General features: G+C 73.5%; 13 protein-coding genes. 5 read left to right on the top strand and 8 right to left on the bottom strand.

The window, feature by feature from the left end; translation table 11 throughout:
- Nucleotides 1-12: 12 nt before the first annotated feature.
- Genes ACIBG4_RS08860 through ACIBG4_RS08870 form a run of 3 tightly spaced genes read right to left on the bottom strand, consistent with a single transcriptional unit; the run spans nucleotide 13 to nucleotide 5,035 of the window.
- Nucleotides 13-2,160 (bottom strand): hypothetical protein, encoded by a 2,148-nt coding sequence (locus ACIBG4_RS08860; RefSeq protein ID WP_397201336.1) that lies wholly within the window; start codon nucleotides 2,158-2,160, stop codon nucleotides 13-15.
- Complete coding sequence (locus tag ACIBG4_RS08865) at nucleotides 2,157-3,734, bottom strand: peroxidase family protein (RefSeq protein WP_397201337.1); 1,578 nt, start codon at nucleotides 3,732-3,734, stop codon at nucleotides 2,157-2,159. The genes ACIBG4_RS08860 and ACIBG4_RS08865 overlap by 4 nt, the downstream gene beginning before the upstream one ends.
- Entirely contained in the window at nucleotides 3,731-5,035 is a 1,305-nt protein-coding gene (locus ACIBG4_RS08870) for a cytochrome P450 (protein ID WP_397201338.1), read from the bottom strand. Before ACIBG4_RS08870 ends, ACIBG4_RS08865 begins: the two co-directional genes overlap by 4 nt.
- A 215-nt stretch (nucleotides 5,036-5,250) precedes the next feature.
- On the opposite strand from ACIBG4_RS08870, the gene ACIBG4_RS08875 reads away from it, so the two are divergent.
- Entirely contained in the window at nucleotides 5,251-6,234 is a 984-nt protein-coding gene (locus ACIBG4_RS08875) for an acyl-CoA desaturase (protein ID WP_397201339.1), read from the top strand.
- A gap of 149 nt (nucleotides 6,235-6,383) precedes the next feature.
- Entirely contained in the window at nucleotides 6,384-6,788 is a 405-nt protein-coding gene (locus tag ACIBG4_RS08880) for a hypothetical protein (RefSeq protein ID WP_310716948.1), read from the top strand.
- A 7-nt stretch (nucleotides 6,789-6,795) separates the two neighbouring features.
- Here the strand turns inward: ACIBG4_RS08880 and ACIBG4_RS08885 are convergent, their stop codons facing one another.
- Nucleotides 6,796-7,263 (bottom strand): hypothetical protein, encoded by a 468-nt coding sequence (locus ACIBG4_RS08885; protein WP_397201340.1) that lies wholly within the window; start codon nucleotides 7,261-7,263, stop codon nucleotides 6,796-6,798.
- 92 nt (nucleotides 7,264-7,355) lie between these two features.
- The gene (locus tag ACIBG4_RS08890) at nucleotides 7,356-8,651 is read right to left on the bottom strand and encodes a PHB depolymerase family esterase (RefSeq protein ID WP_397201341.1); all 1,296 of its coding nucleotides are present in this window, start codon (nucleotides 8,649-8,651) and stop codon (nucleotides 7,356-7,358) included.
- A 255-nt stretch (nucleotides 8,652-8,906) separates the two neighbouring features.
- Between ACIBG4_RS08890 and ACIBG4_RS08895 the strand changes: the two genes are divergently transcribed.
- Nucleotides 8,907-11,000 (top strand): cellulose binding domain-containing protein, encoded by a 2,094-nt coding sequence (locus tag ACIBG4_RS08895; RefSeq protein WP_397201342.1) that lies wholly within the window; start codon nucleotides 8,907-8,909, stop codon nucleotides 10,998-11,000.
- Nucleotides 11,001-11,034: 34 nt separating this feature from the next.
- Here the strand turns inward: ACIBG4_RS08895 and ACIBG4_RS08900 are convergent, their stop codons facing one another.
- On the bottom strand, nucleotides 11,035-12,045 hold the full coding sequence (locus ACIBG4_RS08900) for an NADP-dependent oxidoreductase (RefSeq protein ID WP_397201343.1): 1,011 nt from the start codon (nucleotides 12,043-12,045) through the stop codon (nucleotides 11,035-11,037).
- 150 nt (nucleotides 12,046-12,195) lie between these two features.
- Here ACIBG4_RS08900 and ACIBG4_RS08905 point away from each other — a divergent pair, with 150 nt between their 5' ends.
- A complete protein-coding gene (locus ACIBG4_RS08905) occupies nucleotides 12,196-13,053 on the top strand; it encodes a hypothetical protein (RefSeq protein WP_397201344.1) in 858 nt (285 codons plus the stop codon).
- Here ACIBG4_RS08905 and ACIBG4_RS08910 read toward each other — a convergent pair.
- Nucleotides 13,038-13,772 carry an ArsR/SmtB family transcription factor gene (locus ACIBG4_RS08910; RefSeq protein ID WP_397201345.1) on the bottom strand — a complete coding sequence of 245 codons (735 nt, stop codon included), beginning with the start codon at nucleotides 13,770-13,772 and terminating at the stop codon, nucleotides 13,038-13,040. The genes ACIBG4_RS08905 and ACIBG4_RS08910 overlap by 16 nt on opposite strands.
- Before the next feature lie 65 nt (nucleotides 13,773-13,837).
- On the opposite strand from ACIBG4_RS08910, the gene ACIBG4_RS08915 reads away from it, so the two are divergent.
- A complete protein-coding gene (locus ACIBG4_RS08915) occupies nucleotides 13,838-15,211 on the top strand; it encodes an MFS transporter (RefSeq protein ID WP_397201346.1) in 1,374 nt (457 codons plus the stop codon).
- Between the two features lie 58 nt (nucleotides 15,212-15,269).
- Here the strand turns inward: ACIBG4_RS08915 and ACIBG4_RS08920 are convergent, their stop codons facing one another.
- A complete protein-coding gene (locus ACIBG4_RS08920; RefSeq protein ID WP_397201347.1) occupies nucleotides 15,270-16,622 on the bottom strand; it encodes an aminotransferase class I/II-fold pyridoxal phosphate-dependent enzyme in 1,353 nt (450 codons plus the stop codon).
- Nucleotides 16,623-16,727 lie beyond the last annotated feature (105 nt).

Consider the following 16,727-nt stretch of genomic DNA (forward strand, 5'->3'; position numbering starts at 1 on the left):
TCGGTCCTCCGGTCAGGGAGCCGGCACCGGGACGGCGGCGTCCCGGAGCGTCTGGCGGGTGGTGGCCGACAGGCACAGCAGCGGGCGCGCGCCGTCGAGGCCCAGCTCGCGCAACCGGCGGGCCAGCGGATCGGCCGAGCGCGGCTCGACGGCCAGCCGCAGCCGTGGAACGGGATGCAGACGGGCCGCGCCGCGGGTGCGCACGCACGAGCGCAGCGTCGTGTCCGCCGCGCGCGCGTAGCCGACCAGGTCGCGATCGCCCACGGGCAGTCCGGGGCCGAGGCGCCCGCGCAGGGTGAGCAGCCGGCCCCCGGGAGCGCCGACGGCGACACGCACCGACCTCGCGGTCAGCTCGAACTCCAGCGGCGCCAGGTACGGCTCCCCACCCCACAACCGCGGCCCCAGCGCGGAGACGGCGGCGGCGTCCACCACGGAGCCGGCCAGGAATCCACCCGAGCGCCGCCGGTCGGCGCCCCGCGGCAGATCCGGCCAGACGAGCACCGGCCGGGACCGCCACGGGCCGGGCACGACGACGCCGAGGTGCAGCTCGCGGTAGGCGCCCACGCTCGTACGACGGTTCCAGGCGGCGTGCACGGCGACGACGGCGCGGCCGGCCACCCGCACGGCCGGGCCCAGCCCGGTGCCCTTCAGCAGCGCCGCCGCCGCGCCCGCGTCCGCGGCGAAGTACGCCGTGAGGGCGCTGCCGTCCTCGCACCTGATCGGCAGCTCCACGGGCCCCTCCGGGCCCGGCACCGTGTGGGTGGGCACGGCGAGGAACGGGAACCCCTCGGGCCGGGGAGCCCGGTCGAACAGCTGGTACGCCTGCGTGCGCACCACCGCTCCCCGGTAGGGCGCGAGGCGCCCGTCGATCCGGTCACGGGCCTCGGGGAGGTCGTCGGCGAGGTTGGCGATGTAGCGCTCGACGCTGTGGCAGAGCGGGAACAGGTGCGTGGGGTCGGCGTAGTCCACCACGTACCAGTCGGGGTGCAGGTCGAAGCAGCCGCCCGCGCCCTGCCCGTCGAGGGTGGGGACGATGTCGTGCTGGTTGGTGACGCTGGCGACCCAGGTGCGCGGGTCGGCGGGCCGCTTGAAGTCGACGGGAGAGCCGACCGCGACGGCGTGGGTGACGGTGTAGCGGGCGCAGAATCCCGCGTCCTGCGCAAGGTTCATGACGGCGGCGCCGCCCGCGCTGTGCCCGATGAGGGCCAGCTCGGCGCCCTGGGGCAGGCCGTAGTCGGCGACGGCCAGCGCCACGGCACGGCTGTAGGGGCTGCGGGCCAGCACGGCGCTGCTGAAGGCGCCCAGCAGGTCCTGGGGCGAGTCGTGGTCGGGCCGGCCCGCCCGCATGCCGGGCGCCTGGACGACGTGGCGCACCACCCCGTCGGGGCCCTCGACGCTCTGGATGAGCATCCGGCCCGTCGTGCCGACCGCGCTGATGTTGCGCAGGAAGCCGAGGAGGGAACCCTTCGCGGCCAGTCGCGCGGACTCGGTCTCGGCCAGCTCGATCCGGCGCGCGGCCCCCTCCCCCGTGTCGAGGGCGGCGACGGCCCGGTTGCTCATGCCGGTGATCGGGTCGGCCGTGGCGAAGCCCGTTCCGGTGGCGATCAGCCAGGCGGTCGCGTCGTTGAGCGGGTTCTCGTCCAGCAGCGCCCGCAGGGCGAGGACCTCGCCGAAGACCGGGGCGAGCTGGCTCAGCACGCGCACCGCGCCGCGGTCCCTGAGCAGCGCGCGCAGCGCGCGAACGGCCTCCAGGTCCCGGTCGGCGGCGGCGGCCTCGATCAGCCGGTCGAGCATGGGGTCGCCGGTCAGCTCGGGGTGGTCGGCGGCGACGGCGGCGATCCGCAGCCGCAGCGAGGTGGCCAGCACGCGCACGGCCAGGCTCTCGGCGCCCGCCAGGGTGCCGAGCGAGGCGGCCAGGGCGCCCAGCCTGCCGCCGGCGGGCGCGTAGCCGAGGCCGCGGCCGTTGGTGATCGCGCGCAGCAGCGCGCCGTGGGCCCGGCAGCCGGCCGAGGGCGCGCTCGGCAGGGCGCGGAGGGCGGCGCCGTCGGTGAGCGCGGCCGTGGCGTGGACCGCCGCATCCCGGATCACGACGCCGATGTCGGCCAGCTCGCGGGCCGCGGCGCGCAGCGGCTCCGGCGCCGGGCCGGTCTCGCCGCTCACCGATCCGCGCCCCACGACATGCTGACGAAGCGGGGCCGGGGATCCTCCGGGACGTTGCGGTGCAGCACGTCCGACAGCGATCTCGTGGTGGCGATGACCCGCAGGCCGGTCGGCGAGAAGGTCGCGGCGTTGAACACCCGCGGGGCCAGCAGGGGGTTCGTCAGCGCCTGGGAGAAGGCGTCGATGGCGATGATCTTGGTGAGGAGCGGCGGCAGGATGGCGCCGGGAGCGCCGGGCTCCTCGGCGAACAGGCCGACGTACAGGTCGAGGTCGTCCACGCTCCGGTAGAGCTCCCGCAGCGCGCCGCTGACCCGCTCGTCGCCGGAGACCTGCTCGAAACGGCGCACCGGGGGGAAGCGGCAGTGCTCGCGGTAGCGGTTGTAGGAGGCCAGCGCGAGGGTCCGCGAGTCGGCGATGCTGGCCGCGTCGACCTCCCTCAGCAAGGGATCGGTGTTGAACAGTCCGATGCGGCCGGCGCGCTGGCGGGAGGCATCCTCGAAGAGCCGGCCAAGGCCGTGCTCGGGGATCAGCGCGCCGCCGAGCAGGGTCTGCTCCATCGGCAGCTCGTGGCCGCCCACGGAGAGCCGGGACGGGATCAGGCTGTGCCAGCGGTAGACGAGGTTGAACTCGACCGAGGCCCAGTTCTCGCGGTGCCAGGGCGCGCGGGCCAGCACGGACGACAGCCGCGGGTCGAGGGTGAAGCGGAAGTGGTAGGGCGTGATGTGGTTGATGTACTCCTCGACCACCAGCTTGATCAGCAGCACGATGAGGACGTTGCGGGCCGTCTGGAACAGCCGCTCGTCGTCCCAGCGCGGGTGGCTCTCGGCGAGCAGGCGCGCCACCCTGTTGTGCTCGCGCAGGAACAGCACCGTGAGCATGGTGAAGCCGAGCTGGATGTTGCCGCGGTCGCTGCCCGTCGCGAACAGGGTGTCGCGCTGGGCGTCGGTCAGCTCGTCGAAGCGGATGACGCTCAGCGGGGCGAACTCCGGCTTGATCTTGCCGTTCTCGCACAGCTGGGGCGGGAACTCCCCGCCGCCGACGATCCGGCTCTTGAGCAGCCCGCCGTCGAACGCGCGCAGCGCCGCCGTCGCGTCCTCGTGGAGGCCGTACACCTGGTTCAGGTCGATGTGGTGGTTGGAGCTGTTCTTGCGGGGGTCGCGCGGGATGTTGACGTCACCGCGCAGGAAGCCGTCGGTGAACCACTGGGCGAAGTAGGCGAACAGCACCGTGGAGCGCGGGCAGGGGATCATGGTCTCGCCGCGGGTGAACAGCTCGGCGGCCCGCTCGGGGCTGGGCCGGCCGTCCTCGGACGCGACGGCCGGGGGCAGGTGCCTGCCGCTGTAGGTGCGGTCGGTCAGCGAGGCCCAGGACGTGTAGCCGGCCATGGTGCTCAGCGGCTCGGGCCGTGGGGGCATCTCGCGGATCGCGTGGTCGATCAGCGAGGCGTTGAGGCGCCGCCGCAGGGGCTGGACGGCCTGGACGAGGTCCCAGAACGGCCGGCCGTTGGTCAGCGCCAGGAACCTGAGCCGGTTGACGGCCCCGTCGGTGGCGATGGTCCGTGCCGTCGTCATCATTCCTGCCCTTCGGGGCCGAGCCCCAGGACGAAGCGGTCGGGGAAGATCCCGTGGGAGCGGGCGACCCGGCCCTCCGGCGGTGGCAGCAGGCGCACACCGGGGCGCAGCAGCAGGCGGCGCAGGACCTCGCAGACGACGACCCTGGCGGGATGCACGCCGAGGCAGGCGTGGTGGCCGTGGCCGAAGAACAGCTGCTGGTGGCCGGGCCGGTCGAGCCGGAACTCGTCGGGCTCCGCCACCACGTCCGCGTCGAACATGGCCGAGGCCGGCGCGGCCAGCACGAACGTGCCAGCGGGGATCGGCGTCGCGCGCGGAGTGCCCGCGGCCAGGACGTGGTCGTGCTCGCACAGCCGGGGAAGCAGCTTGAAGAACGGGTTGAACCGCAGCGCCTCCCAGACGTACCCGTCGAAGCGGGCGGGGTCGGGGTCGCGGGCCGCCTCGACGGCCCGCGCCAGCACCGGCGGGCGCAGCAGGAGCTGCTCGACCGCCTCGGCCATGGCCCCGGGCGCGCTCTCCACGAACCCCAGCGGCAGGCCGGCCATGTTGACGATGACGCGCTCGTCGTCCACGCCGATCCCGGCGGGCAGGGTGGTGCCGGCGAGCCGGCCGAAGACGGTGTCGGGCAGGTCGTGTCCCGCCAGCCGCGCGGCCCTGAGCTCGGCGAGCCGGCCGCGCAGGTACGCCGTCATCTCCGCGCCCGCTTGGACCGACGCGGACTGGACGTCCGGATCGCCGAGGAAGTTGGCGAAGCCGTCGGTGACGATGGCCCGGGTCCACCGGGACAGGGTCTGCGCGTCGGGGCCGGGGAAGCCGAAGTACTCCGCGCAGACGCCCAGCGCGACGTGGCGGAACAGCGAGTGGACCGCCTCGACGCGGCCGTCCGGCCAGGCGGCGTCCAGCGCCTCGTCGGCCAGGCGCCCGGCCAGCTCGCGCACGCCGTCCACGTCGCGCGGGTCGAGCATGACCCGCATCAGGCCCTTGTCGCGCCAGTTCATCGCCGTGGCGTCCCGGCCCAGCATGAACGGGCCGCCCAGCGCGGCGTCGAGGCGCGGGGCGAAGGCGCGCACCGAGAAGACCGACTCGCGGGAGAGCACCTCGGTGACGTCGGCGAAGCGGGTCACGACCGTGAAGGCGGGCGTGACGAAGATCGGCCGCCGCTCGCGGAGCTCGGCGAACAGGGTGCGCCAGTCCGTGCGCATCCACTCGCGGACCAGGCCGAACGCGGACGTCGGGTCGCGGGCCAGCGCCTCGTCGTACCTCTCCAGATAGCCGCCCGTGGTCGTCTGACCGACAGCACCCATGCGTGGACCCTTCCGTCTGAAGCCGGAGCGAACAGAGATCATCACGTTGTGTAGCCACAATCTAGACAGGGACGGCCCACCGGCTCATGGCTACGGTGTGCAGTGCTATGACTCCACTAAGTGACGGGAACGTCACTCCGGAGCCATTGCCGGGATCCGGGGAGGCGGCCGTTCAATGAGGAGCCGCATCCGTCTTCGCGATCATGGGAGGTAGCGTGACCTCGTCGGCCACCCCGCAGCCGGGCTCGGGCACGGGCTCGGGCTCGGGCACGGCGGAGACGGTGACGGTCACCACCGGCCGCCGGACCGTCTACCTGGTCGTCCTCGTGGTGCTCCCCGTGCTGCTGCTGGGCCTCGCCGTGCCCGCCGCCTGGGGATGGGGCATCGGGCCGCGGGACGTGGTCATCGCGGTCGTGATGTACCTGGTCAGCATCTTCGGGATCGCCATCGGCTACCACCGGCTGTTCACCCACCGGGCGTTCAGGTGCCGCAGGCCGCTGCGCGTCGCGCTCATGCTGGCCGGCGGCATGGCGGTCGAGGGCCCGGTCACCCTGTGGACGGCCGAGCACCGGCGTCACCACAAGTACGCCGACCGCGAGGGCGACCCGCACTCGCCGTGGCGGTACGGCGACGACGGCCTGGCCCTGCTGCGTGGCATGGCGCACGCCCACGTGGGCTGGTTCTGGACCGCGCGCCGGCGCTCCAGCCCCCGGCACTGGGTGCCCGACCTGCTGGCCGATCCGGACGTGCGGCGCTTCGACGCCGCCTATCCGGCGGTCGTGGCGTTGTCGTTCGCGCTGCCGGCCGTGGCGGGCGGGCTGTGGTCGATGTCGTGGGCGGGCGCGTGGACCGCGTTCTTCTGGGGCGGGCTGGTCCGCTACGCCGTGGTCCACCACGTCACGTGGTCGGTGAACTCGGTCGCGCACACCTTCGGCGACCGGCCGTTCCGTACCCGGGACCGCTCCTCGAACGTGTGGTGGGTGGCGATGCTGACCCTCGGCGAGGGCTGGCACAACTGGCACCACGTGGAGCCCACCTGCGCGCGTCACGGGGTGCTCAAGGGGCAGCTCGACCCGAGCGCGCGGCTGATCCGCTGGCTCGAGGCCGCGGGCTGGGCGTACGGCGTGCACTGGCCGGATCCCGGCCGCCTGACGGCCCGACGCGCCGGCGGGGACGGAGAACGGCCCCACGGCGGGTGACGACTCCGGCCGGACACCTGTCATCATCCTGCCGAGATCCGCTCGAATCTCCCGTCCGGGCGTATGGTGGCCGTACGGCCAACGACGCGCGAGGATGCATCATCAGCGAATACTTCACCTCATCCCCAACACCCCGGCCACGGCGCCGCGTGACCGAGACGGCCATCCTCGGCACCCGCCCCCAGCTTCCGGCGGACGTCGAGCACTGGACCTGCCTCCACGGCCGGCACGCGGGGCAGGGCTGTGTCGCGTGTTATCAGGAGGCCGTGGAGGCCGAGGCGGATCCGGCGCTGCCGGTGTGGGAGGTGGCGGTGTGGTTCACCTCCCCCCGGCCGATCCCGATCAGGGCCCTGCACGATGTGCACCGCCACAACCGCCACTTCGCGATCGACCAGCCGTCCACTCCGCTGATCTTCCTGCTGACGGGCCAGGCCCGCGCGGAGCGGGGCGTGGAGGCGGTGGCGGGCCTGGTCGGGTTCCTGGTGCAGAACCGGCACATCGTGGACGAGTTCACCGTGACGGAGGTCCGCGCCGTCCACTCCCTGACGGCCTGACCCGGTCCTACTTCGACAGGTACAGGACCTTCCAGGTGCCCGCGTACAGGCAGGTGTCCGAGGGGCGGGTGGCGCCGCTGGGCTGCGCGCAGACCTTCAACTCGACCTGGTAGACGTCGTGGTGGCTGAAGGAGAACCGCTTCGGGGTGCCGTACGAGCAGTCGCGGACGCTGTGGTGCTTGAACGGCAGGTTGTTCGAAGAGTCCCGGTACGTGATGCGGAAGACGGCCCAGCCGCAGGTGGAGGTGGCGCGGGTGGAGTCGGTGAGCTTCCCGGTGATCGTGACGGTGTCGGCCGCCGGGATGTCGGCGTGGTCCTCTCCGGAGGCGGTCAGAGTGCCGAGGGCCTTGGCCGCGTGGCCCGGCGCGTAGGAGGGGCCCCAGGGGGTGGCCGCGGCGGCCTGGGCGGCGGGGGTGAACGCGATGAGTGCTGCGGCGAGACCGGACAGGGCCACCAGGGGGCGTGCGATCTTCATGGAGAGTTCCTCTCTCTCGTAGCTGACCGCAATGTCCGTCATACCGCTTTCAGGTGGCTTGCGAGCTGACGGACGCCGGACCTGCGCGCCCGTCAGGCGACCGTGCAAGGAGAGGCGTTGAGGGTGAACGCCGTGGGCTTGGCACTGTCGCCCGTGTGGGTGGCCTGGAAGCCGATGCTGGTCGAGGCGCCGGGCGCCAGGGTCGCGTTGTAGGACAGGTTGGCGGCGGTCACCCTGCCGGTGGCGGGGGTGTAGGTGGCGTTCCAGCCGCTGGTGATGGCCTGACCGGCCGGGAGGGTGAAGGTCAGGGACCAGCCGTTGACGGGCGCGGTGCCGGTGTTGGTGACGGTGAGCGTCGCGGTCAGGCCGGTGTTCCAGGCGTTGGTGGTGACGGCCACGCGGCACGCGCCCGGGGCGGGGGTGACGGTCGGGGTGGGCGTGGGGGTCGGCGTGGGGGTCGGCCCGCCCGTGGTGAGGCCCATGAAGTCGAGGGCCATCGCGGCCATCCCGGAGACCAGGATGTTGTGGGTGCCGCCCTCGACACTGATCCCCTCGACCGGGGCCGTGACGCCGGTGCTCCCGTAGCGGGTGCGGGTCCACGCGGGCTGCGGGTGGTCGGTGAGCGCCGGGGTCTGGCTGACGCCGAGCACGTTCGTCCACTGCTTGAGCTGCTCGCCGAAGTTGGCGTAGTTCAGCGTGGTGTCGTTCGTGCCGTACCAGACCTGCATGCGCGGGCGCGGCCCGGTGTAGCCGGGGTAGGCGGCGCGGACCAGGTCGCCCCACTGCTGCGGGGTCTTGATGAGGTTGCCGCTCGAACAGGTGCTGTTCCACATCGAGCCGTCGGTGGTGGCGAAGCAGCCGAACGGTACGCCGGCGAACGCCGCCCCGGCCTTGAACACGTCCGGGTAGTCGCCGAGCAGGACGTTCGTCATCATCGCGCCCGACGACAGGCCCGTGGCGTACACGCGGCTCGCGTCGGCGTTCCGGTGCTGGATCTCCCACTGGACCATGGACACGATGCCCGCCGGGTCGCTGTTGCCGTTGTGGGTCAGGGCGCCCGGTGTCGAGACGTCGAAGCACAGGCTGCTGCGCGTCACCGACGGGTACACGACGATGAAGCCGTACCGGTCGGCCAGCGACGCGAACTCGGTGCCGGAGTGCATCGCCGGGCCCGAGCCGCCGCAGTAGTGGGCGGCCACGAGGACGGCCGGGCGCGCGGTGACGCTCGCCGGGACGTACTCGTACATGCGGAGGTTCGTCGGGTTCGCCCCGAAGCCGGTCACCTCGGTCAGCGCCGCCGCCGACGTGGGGAGCGCGGAGGCGAGCCAGCCGCAGACCGCCACCGCGAGGGTGATGAGCACCGCCATGACCTTCGTCGTCGTCCTCATCGCCGCGCGGCCTCCTCAGGCTCCGGGTGGCCCGCACGCTAGGGAGCTGCGGCGGGGGCGTCAACGCGGCGGCCGGGGGCGTGTCCGCCACCTCGGCGCGCCGCTGAAACTTTCACGGCCGGGGTGCGGGCTCCCGCGCCTCTACCGGCGTCATGCGGTACGGGACCCCCGCACCACGGGGAGCGGTCCTTTACAGGCGGACCGGGCGAACCCAGCATGAGGCGACTTCGAGCAACGTGCGTCGATTGGACCCCCATGAGGACTCGCCGTCTCTGCGCCGCCACCGCCTCGACGGTGCTCCTGGGCGCCCTCGCTCTCGCCGGGCCGGACACGGCCGGAGCGAGCACGGCCGGGGCGAGCACGGCCGCGAGCGCGGCCGCCGCGCCGGTGAGCGTCACCGTGAACGCCCGCGCGGGGCTCGCGGCCATGCCCGACACCGGGCTCGGGGTGAACGACGCCATCTGGGACAAGGAGCTGGGCACCACGGCGGTGTCGGACCTGCTGAAGGGCGCGGGGGTGCGGATGGTCCGCTATCCCGGCGGCTCCTACGGCGACATCTACCACTGGAAGGACCACACCGCGCCCGGCGGCTACGTCGCCCCGGGGACCGACTTCGACACCTTCATGGCCTCCGTACGGCGGACGGGCGCACAGCCGATGATCATCGCCAACTACGGCACCGGGACCCCCGAGGAGGCGGCCGACTGGGTCCGGTACGCCAACGTGACCAAGAAGTACGGGGCCACGTACTGGACCGTCGGCAACGAGAACTACGGCAACGGCCACTACGGCGCCGACTGGGAGGCGGACGAGCACGCGGACAAGAGCCCCACGGCGTACGCCAACGGCGTCGTCGCCTTCGCCGACGCGATGAAGGCCATGGACCCCGGCATCAAGGTCGGCGCGGTGCTCACCGCGCCGGGGAACTGGCCGGACGGCATCGTCGCCGGCGGCGACCCGGCCACGTGGAACCAGACCGTGCTGTCCGTCGCCGGATCGAAGATCGACTTCGTGGACGTGCACTGGTACCCGGGCGGCAGCACGGCCGCCGAGGCGCTGGCCAAGCCGGAGCAGATCACCGACATGGTGCACGCGACGCGCGAGCAGATCACCCGGTACGCCCCGGCCGGCGCCGGGCGCATCGGCATCAGCCTGACCGAGATGAACGTGGGGGTGGGCCAGAACACCCAGCCGGGCGCGCTGTTCCTCGCCGACGCCTACAGCGGGCTGCTGGAGAGCGGCGTCTTCACGGTCCAGTGGTGGAACGTCCACAACGGCATCGGCACGGTCTCGACGGTGGCGGGCCAGACCGACTACGGCGACTTCGGCCTGCTGTCCAGCGGCACCTGCCTGGCCGACGGCACGACCTGCGAGCCGCCGCTGAACACGCCGTTCGCGCCGTACCACGGCCTGGCCATGATGAACGCCTTCGTCGGGCCCGGCGACCAGTTCGTCCGGGCGGGCACGGACGAGCCGCTGGTCACCGCGCACGCCGCGCGCCGGGGCAACGGTGACCTCGCGGTGCTGCTGGTCAACAAGGACCCCGACAACGCCCGCACGGTCACCATCGACTACACCGGCTACACCCCGGCCGCCGCCGCCCCGACCGTGTACTCGTACGTCAACGGCGGCACCACCGTCACCACGGGCCAGACGGGCAGCGCGAGGAGCCGGACACTGCCGCCGTACTCGCTGACCACGCTCGTGCTGCACCCGGCGAGCCAGGCCACCGGGGCGCCCGGAACTCCCGGCCGCCCCGCCGCCTCCGGCGTCACCGACCGCGCCGCCACCCTCTCGTGGACGGCGTCGGCCGCCGGCGCGCACCCCGTCGCCAAGTACGAGGTCCACCGGCAGAACGGCGCGACCGACGAGCAGCTCGGCGAGAGCGCCGGCACGTCGTTCACCGTCACGAACCTCACCCCCGGCACCCGGTACACCGTCAACGTGCTGGCCCGCGACACGGCCGGCAACGTGAGCTGGGCCTCGCCGCCGCTCACGTTCACCACCGGCAGCCCGGCCACGAGCACGTGCACGGTGAGGTTCGGCGCCAACGGCGACTGGGGCAGCGGCTACGTCGCGGCCGTGGACATCACCAACACCGGGCCGGCCGCGATCGACGGCTGGACGCTCACGTTCGACTGGCCGACCGCATGGCAGCGGATGAACGGCGGCTGGAACGCGAACTGGGAGCAGAACGGCCGCACGGTCAAGGCCACCAGCCTGGACTCCAACGGCAAGCTGGCGGCGGGCGGGGGCAGCGTGAGCGTGGGCTTCGTCGCCGGGTACACCGGCCCCAACCTCCTGCCGCCGGTCTTCACCCTGAACGGCACGACCTGTCACACGGCCTGACCGGCCCTTGCCGGAGCTGACGGCCTGCAGCGGCTCAGGAGCTCAGGCGGATGAGCATCTTGCCGGTGTTGGCTCCGTGGAGGAGGCCGAGGAAGGCGTCGACGGCGTTGTCGAGGCCGTCGACGACCGTCTCCTCGCTGCGCAGGGTTCCGTCGCGGAGCCAGGCGGCGGCGAGCGGGACGTACTCGGCGGCCAGGTGCTGGTGGTCGCGGACGAGGAAGCCGCGCAGGGTCAGCCGCTTGCCCACGGCCAGGAAGAGGTTGTTGGGGCCGGGGACGGGCTCGGTGGCGTTGTACTGGGAGATGGCGCCGCAGAGCGCGACCCTGCCGAAGGTGTTGAGCGCGCCGAGGGCGGCCTGGAGGTGGTCGCCGCCGACGTTGTCGAAGTAGACGTCGATGCCGTCGGTCGCGGCGTCCGCGAGCTGGCCGGGCAGGTCCCCGGCGCGGTAGTCGATCGCGGCGTCGTAGCCGAACTCCTCCACCAGGCGCCTGGTCTTGGCCGGGCCGCCGGCGGAGCCGATCACCTTGGACGCGCCCAGGTGCCGGGCCACCCGACCGGCGATGAGCCCGACGGCTCCGGCCGCGCCCGAGATGAACACGACGTCGCCCTCCTTGACCGGCGCGACCTCCTTGAGCCCGGCGTAGGCGGTCAGGCCGACCATGCCGAGCACGCCGAGGTAGGTCTGCGGCGGCGCGATCGCGGTGTCCACGACCCGCGCCTGTGAGGCGTCGAGGACCGCGTGCTCCCGCCAGCCGCCGGAGTGCAGCACGGTCGCGCCGACCGGCACGCTCTCGGCGTTGGAGGCGATGACGGTGCCGACCGCGCCGCCGTCCATGGCCTCGCCGAGCCGGAACGGCGGGACGTACGACTTGACGTCGTTCATCCGGCCGCGCATGTAGGGGTCGACGGACATCCAGTCGTTGCGCACGAGGATCTGCCCCTGCCCCGGATCGGGGAGCGTCGCCTCGACGAGGGCGAAGTCGGCCGGCTTGGGCTCGCCGGAGGGGCGGGCGACCAGGTGAACCTCACGGCTGGGTACCGACATGACACAACTCCGGATTTGTGAGTTATGACCGTTTTGAGGCGTTGTGCCCAGATTCCGGAAGAGCCACCCGGTCATTGACCCGGGCCGACCGTAGAACTAAGTTCGGTGCACCGACTGGTCGGTTTGCGCATTTTCAGAAGGAAGGTACGCATGAAGGCTGCACGGCAGGCGTGGCGGCGGCTGGAGCCGGTCCACGGCATGATCTATTTCGTCCCCGAAGCGGCCCGCCGCTACGCCGAGCTCGGGCTCAAGGGCAGGGCCGGGTACTTCGCCTCCCGGGGCGCGGCATTGGGGCGCGCCACGGCCGAGCAGGTCATCGCGACCTTCTACAACTTCCGGCCCGCCCTCGTCCGGCAGGCGCTGCCGGCCGCCTGGAACGTGGTCACCCCCGAGGACATGCTGACCGCCCGGGCCGACGCCGCCGCCGAGGCCCTGCGCCGGGCGGGCATCCACGAGCTGCCCGGCCTGGACGAGGCGGCCGGCCTCGCGCGGCGGGCGGCCGTCGCCGCCTGCGACCACCTGGAGGGCCGCCCGCTGTTCGCCGCGCACGCCGCCCTGCCCTGGCCGGACGAGCCGATCCGCCTGCTGTGGCACGCTCAGACGCTGCTGCGCGAGTTCCGTGGCGACGGCCACGTCGCGCTGCTGCTCAGCGAGGGCGTGAGCGGGCTGGAGGCACTGGTGCTGCACGGCGCCGGCGGCGAGGTGCCCTCCGCCGTCCTCCGGGTCACCCGCGCCTGGCCGGAGGACGAGTGGGCCGCCGCGGAGGGACGCCTCCGCGAGCGCGGCCTCCTCGCCGACGACGGGCTCAGCGCCGAGGGCAGGGCTCTGCGTCAGCACATCGAGGACCGCACCGACGCCCTCGCCCTGCCCGCCTACGGCGTCCTCGGCGAGGACGGCTGCGAGCGGCTGGCCGAGCTGGCCCGCCCCTTCGGCCGCGCCGTCGTCGACGCCGGCCTGCTCGACATGGGCGCGGCGCTGAGGACCTCCACCGGTCAGCCGCCCGGTTGAGCCGCCTGCGCCGGCGGGCTGTCCCAGTCGAGGGGCACGCCGAAGGTCTCGTGCAGGCCGGCGCGGCCCGTGTCGGTGACGTGGACGACCCGCCGGGCCCGTCCCCGGCGTAGCCACTCCAGCGCGAACAGCCGGTCGGCCATGGCCGCGCCCAGCGCACCGGCGAGGTGGTGGCGGTTCTCGCCCCAGTCGACGCAGTACCGGATGGCCGGCCGCCGCCGGGAGAACTCCTCGACGTCGACGCCGAAGGCTTCCAGCTTGCCGAGGCCCGCCTGGGTGATCCGGTAACCGCCGCCGGCATGGGCCACGACGCCGTCGTCCACCAGCGCCGCCAGCAGGGCGACGCCGAGCCGTCCGGCGAGGTGGTCGTAGCACAGCCGGGCACGCAGCAGGGCCTGCGCCCGCACGCCCTCGCGCAGCGACCGGACCGGCAGCGGCCTCGCGATCCGGGCCAGCTCCTCCAGCGCCCGGGCCACGTCCGTGCTGGCGAGCCGGTAGAAGCGGTGCCGCCCGTCGTGCTCGACCGTGAGCAGCTTCGCCTCGCGCAGCCTGGTCAGGTGGCCGCTGATCGTGGACATGCTCACCCCGGCCTCGGCCGCCAGGGCGCTGGCCGGCAGCACTCCCCCGTCGGCGAGCGCGAGCAGCACTCTGGTCCTCGACGGATCACCGATGGCCGCCGCCACGTGGGCGATGTCGGTCTCCGTTGCGGCGTTCCACACGCGTCCCAGTCTAGAACGACGACATTTCGGCGATCACCGTAGTACTTCGGGCCGAGACTGGAGTCATGACGGTCCCCACACGGAACGAGACCACATTCGCCGCGAAAGCCGGCCGGCTGCCGCTGGTCGCGGTCTGCGTCGGATATTTCCTGGTCATCCTGGACGTCACCGTGGTCACCGTCGCGCTTCCGGCCATCGGCACCGGCCTGCGCGGCGGGCTGACCGCCCTGCAGTGGGTGGTCGACGGCTACACGCTCGCGTTCGCCGGGCTGCTGCTGTTCTGCGGCGGGCTAGGCGACCGGTTCGGCGGCAAGCCGGTGTTCCTGACCGGGCTGGTGGTGTTCACCGCCGCCTCGATCGGCTGCGGGCTGGCGCCCTCCGCCGGCGCGCTGGTCGGGGCCAGGCTGGTGCAGGGAGCCGGCGCCGCCCTGATGGTGCCCGCGTCGCTCGCGCTGCTGCGCGACGCCTACCCGGGCCGCGGGTCGCGGGCGCGCGCGTTCGGCGTGTGGGGCATGGTCGCCGGGATCGCCGCCGCCGCCGGTCCGGTGCTCGGCGGCGTGCTGGTCTTCACCGTCGGCTGGCGGTGGGTGTTCTACGCCAACGTGCCCTTCGGCCTGCTGGGCTTCCTGCTGACCCTGAGGTACGTCCCGGCGCCCGCGGCGTCCGGCGGCCGGTCCGGGCTGGACATACCCGCCCAGGTGACGGGCGCGCTGGGGCTCGGCGGGCTGACCTGGGCACTGATCGAGGCCGGGGCGCGCGGCTGGGGCTCACCGGCGGTGCTGGGCGGCTTCGCCCTGTTCGCGCTGGCGCTGCCGGCCTTCCTCCTGCTCGAACGCCGGGCCCGCGCGCCGATGCTCCCGCTGCGCCTGTTCGGCGACCGGCGGTTCTCCGGCCCGGCGGTCATCGGCGTGCTGCTCAACCTCGGCTTCTACGGGCTGCTGTTCCTCGTGCCGCTGTTCTTCCAGCGGGTACGGCATCTCGACCCCCTGATGACCGGCCTGGCCATGCTCCCGATGGCGATGGCGCCGATGATCTCCTCGCCGCTGAGCGGCCGGATCGCCGCCCGCACCGGTCCGTACCCGCCGATGGCGTGCGGGCTGGTCATCGGCGGGATCGGCCTGCTCGGCTGGCTGTCCGCGGGTCAGGGGACGGATTACCTGTCGCTGGTGGCGCCGATGGTGCTGACCGGCTTCGGGACCGGGTTCACGATGCCGGCGGCGACCACGGCGATCCTGGAGGCGGCGCCGGCCGAGCTCGGAGGGGCGGCGTCCGGGGTGCTCAACGTCGCCCGCCAGACCGGGAGCGCGATCGGGGTGGCCCTGGCCGGCACGCTGGTGGCGCGCGGCGATCTCGTGACCGGTCTGCACACCCATGTCGTCGTCGGCGGCGCCGCCTTCTTCGCCGCCGCCGCGCTCGCCGTGCTCACCGCCCGGCGGTGAGCGGTGCCGGCGGGCGGGTGGCGCGGCTGGGGACGCCGCCGGTGCCGGTCGGTGCCGGTCAGTGCCGGTCCGGGCCGGGGCGTTTGGCGGCCAGGGCGATCACGTCCGCCAGGTCGTCCAGCTCCCCCGGGTCCTCCGTGAGCCGGGCGATCGCCAGGCGGATGTGCGGGCGGCCTGGCCGTACCAGGTAGCGGCTGCCCGGGGCGGCCGAGATGCCGTGGGCCGCCAGCGTGACCAGGGCCTCCGGCTCGTCGTGGACCGGCACCCACAGCACGAGGCTGTCCCGCCCGCCCACCGTGACCCCGCGGGCGGTGAGGCGCCCGGCGAGGGCGGCGCGGCGGCGGGCGTACGTCTCGCGGGCCCGCTCCACCAGCTCCCGCGCGTCCGGGTCCGCGAGCAGCCCGGCCAGGGTGTCCTGGAGGATCCGGCTGCTCCAGCCGGTGCCGTAGCTGCGCAGGACCCGGACCCGCTCCACCGCGTCGGCCGCCCCGCCGATGACGGCGAGCCGCAGGTCGGGGCCGTGTGACTTCGAGTACGAGCGCACCAGCACCGTACGGCCGGGCAGCCGCGCGCCGATGCTGTGCAGCGGCGCCACCGACAGGTCGCCGATCCCGTCGTCCTCGACGACCAGGGTGGTGGTGGGGGCGAGCAGTTCGGCCAGCTCGGCCGAGCGCTCCGCGGACACGGCGTGGCCGCACGGCGAGTGGCCGCGCGGCTGGTGGACGAACGCCACCGGGCTGGCCCGCAGGGCTTCGGCGAGCGCGGCGGGGACGGGACCGTCCTCGTCGCAGGCCACCGGGAGCACCTCGACGCCGATCAGCTCCAGGATGTCGAGCAGCCGGGCGGCCGTCGGCTCCTCGATGGCGACGCGGTCTCCGGGCAGTGCGGTGGTCTGGAGGAGGAGCTGGAGCCCCTCGTAGCCGCCGCCGAGCGCGAGCCAGGACTGTGCGGGGAACGGCCAGGTGGGCTCGACCGCGGCCCGCAGCCGGGGCGTGATCGTCTCGCGGGTGTAGTCGTTGAGGCCGTCGGTGGCGGCCGCGGCGGCGAGCGCGGCGCCGAGGGACGGCAGCAGCGTCCGGTCGGGGGCGGCGATGGCCAGGTCGATGGCGAGCCTGCCACCGAAGTTCCCGATCCGCTCGTACCGGGCGGGGTGCTGCACGCCGGGCGGCCCGAGCACCACGGTCCCGCGCCGCCTGTCGGTGCTGATCATGCGGTGTTTGCGCAGCTCGCTCCAGGCTTCGGCGACGGTTCCCGGGCTGACGCCGAGCAGGCGGGCCAGCTGCCGCACCGTCGGCAGGCGCGCGCCGGGACGCAACGCGCCCTCCCGGATCAGGTCGATCAGGGACGTGGCGACTCCGCGAGCGCTGGGCTCGCGGACCTGAGTCGCGAGCCAGCCGGGATCGATCTCCACAGAGCCTCCGTTTCGGACAAAACGTTGTTCAGGAACAAAGTGCATCTTGTACCACCAAAGTTCCCGAACATAAAGTACAGCGCAATGCAGCACGAAAGGGAGCAT

The sequence above is a fragment of the Nonomuraea sp. NPDC050383 genome, assembly GCF_044459125.1.
GTDB lineage: Bacteria > Actinomycetota > Actinomycetes > Streptosporangiales > Streptosporangiaceae > Nonomuraea.

Coding starts and splice junctions, on each gene's coding strand:
- ACIBG4_RS08915 (WP_397201346.1), top strand. CDS start 13,838: ATGACGGTCCCCACACGGAACGAGACCACATTCGCCGCGAAAGCCGGC.
- ACIBG4_RS08885 (WP_397201340.1), bottom strand. CDS start 7,263: ATGAAGATCGCACGCCCCCTGGTGGCCCTGTCCGGTCTCGCCGCAGCA.
- ACIBG4_RS08900 (WP_397201343.1), bottom strand. CDS start 12,045: ATGTCGGTACCCAGCCGTGAGGTTCACCTGGTCGCCCGCCCCTCCGGC.
- ACIBG4_RS08865 (WP_397201337.1), bottom strand. CDS start 3,734: ATGATGACGACGGCACGGACCATCGCCACCGACGGGGCCGTCAACCGG.
- ACIBG4_RS08890 (WP_397201341.1), bottom strand. CDS start 8,651: ATGAGGACGACGACGAAGGTCATGGCGGTGCTCATCACCCTCGCGGTG.
- ACIBG4_RS08895 (WP_397201342.1), top strand. CDS start 8,907: ATGAGGACTCGCCGTCTCTGCGCCGCCACCGCCTCGACGGTGCTCCTG.
- ACIBG4_RS08870 (WP_397201338.1), bottom strand. CDS start 5,035: ATGGGTGCTGTCGGTCAGACGACCACGGGCGGCTATCTGGAGAGGTAC.
- ACIBG4_RS08905 (WP_397201344.1), top strand. CDS start 12,196: ATGAAGGCTGCACGGCAGGCGTGGCGGCGGCTGGAGCCGGTCCACGGC.